Raw genomic sequence first — 1,684 nt, 5'->3', positions numbered from 1 at the left:
GGCGTAGGAACCTCCATCATCGGAAGACCTCGACCCCACTCCCGGCCACGACGCGCCGACCCCACACTCGTACGGCTACACCCTCAACTGCGAAGAGCCGCTTATGGGAAGTCGTCGGAGGCGCCAACCGCTGAACCATGCCATAAGCCGTTGAATATATTCCGTCCAACGGTGAAACCGCTTCTCGATCCGTCACTGCTGTGACCGTGAACGCCTCCCGCACCACATCATCGATTCGTTGAGCGAGCTCCAGCGAGTCCTGCGCGTTCACAGCGATAGACAGCTTGAGATCGGAGAGACCCCTGGAGAGAAAATACGACTGCCCCGGCAGGGCGACGAGCAGGTCTTCTTTCTCGCCTGATTTCACAAGCGCCTCGAGTCGATCATCGACATAGAGTCGCCGTCCGGCTCGGATATCCATGCTGTCAGTGCCGACGGTGTAGGTCCGCAGCCCCACGACATTCGACCTCATCGGTCAGAGAACCCGGTGGTCGGGTGCGGCGACCTCGGCCAGAACCGCCGGGACGACCTCCGAGGAGAAGAGATCGATGCTCATGGCGGCGACGACCGGATTCAAGTTGCCGTAATCGACCTGCAGAAGCAAGGTGTCTATCCCGCCGTAAATCTTGTCGAGTCGGACGATTTGACTGATCACAGTACTCGGTGAGCCCACAAGTGCGGCTCCCGACAGCATCATCGCCTTACTGCTGGCTCGAGCGGTCCATTGGCCCATGTCCTGGTATCGAGCGAACGAGACAGGCTCGTCGAGGTGCGCCCATGACTCGCTCGCACGAGATGTTGCGGAGATGTATCCGTCGAGCGCCGTCCGGGACGCATCGACTGCTTCGTCATCCGTCGCTGAAACGAGCACCGGTACGCTCACCACGACCCGCGGGGCGGCATCGTGGCCAGAGGGGATAAAGTTCTTACGGTACACCTCCACGAGACGCGGCGACGGCGCGGTGAGACCTGGACTGACCATTAGGCCCATTCCCTGCGCTCCTGCTCTGACGAACGTCTCCTCTGACGTGGACGCCGCCACGAGAGAACGAATTCCGTCAACACCGCTCGGCCGCGGGCGCGTCGTCGCGTGCGCGAATTCCCAGTATTTGTTGCTGATCGAGACGTCCTCGGAGCTCAGCAGCCGACGAACTGCGTCAACAGTGGCCCAGAAGCGATCACGACTCTCGCTCATCGGGATCTGGAACGCTGCGTATTCGTAGGGAAGGAAGCCGCGTGCGAATCCCAGCTCCAAGCGACCGTCACTCAAGGCATCGAGCATCCCCGCTTGCGACGCGATCTGGATTGGGTGATGGAAGACCGGGAGGATGCCTCCCGTCATGAGCTTTATGTCCTGGGTCTCGGCCGCCACCGCCGAGAGGAACATCATCGGCGATGGGCAATAGCCACCGTAGTCTCCCAGATAGTGCTCCGTCATCTTGACGTAATCAGAGCGTTATTCATAAGCATTTACCAGCCGAGTCGGTAAAGTTCGAGGCGGGTGACGGTGCGAATGAGGTTGGGAAGTTCTGTAAGACGTCCGCGATAGCCGGTCTTGAGGATTTTCCAGTTCTTCCAGTGCGCGATGCATCTTTCGACCGCCGAACGGATGGAGGAGATGTATCGGTTGGCTGTACGTGTGTTGTCATCATGTTGTCCGTGGTGAAATTTTTTCCGGGGAGTG

The 1,684-nt window shown here is 59.6% G+C and carries 3 protein-coding genes; all 3 read right to left on the bottom strand.

Going from position 1 to position 1,684, the window contains the following annotated elements:
* Positions 1-16 precede the first annotated feature (16 nt).
* Positions 17-457, bottom strand: a complete 441-nt coding sequence (locus tag C5D07_RS15345; RefSeq protein WP_146079790.1) for a hypothetical protein — start codon at positions 455-457, stop codon at positions 17-19.
* A gap of 18 nt (positions 458-475) precedes the next feature.
* Positions 476-1,438, bottom strand: coding sequence for an LLM class flavin-dependent oxidoreductase (locus C5D07_RS08540; protein ID WP_104259139.1), 963 nt, complete (start codon positions 1,436-1,438; stop codon positions 476-478).
* Positions 1,439-1,470: 32 nt separating this feature from the next.
* Positions 1,471-1,684: transposase family protein (locus tag C5D07_RS08535; protein ID WP_146079783.1), on the bottom strand; the 214-nt coding region annotated here is incomplete at its 5' end.

It is taken from the genome of Rathayibacter tritici, assembly GCF_002932875.1.
Taxonomy (GTDB): domain Bacteria; phylum Actinomycetota; class Actinomycetes; order Actinomycetales; family Microbacteriaceae; genus Rathayibacter; species Rathayibacter tritici.
This window is presented reverse-complemented; position numbering and strand designations above follow the sequence as displayed.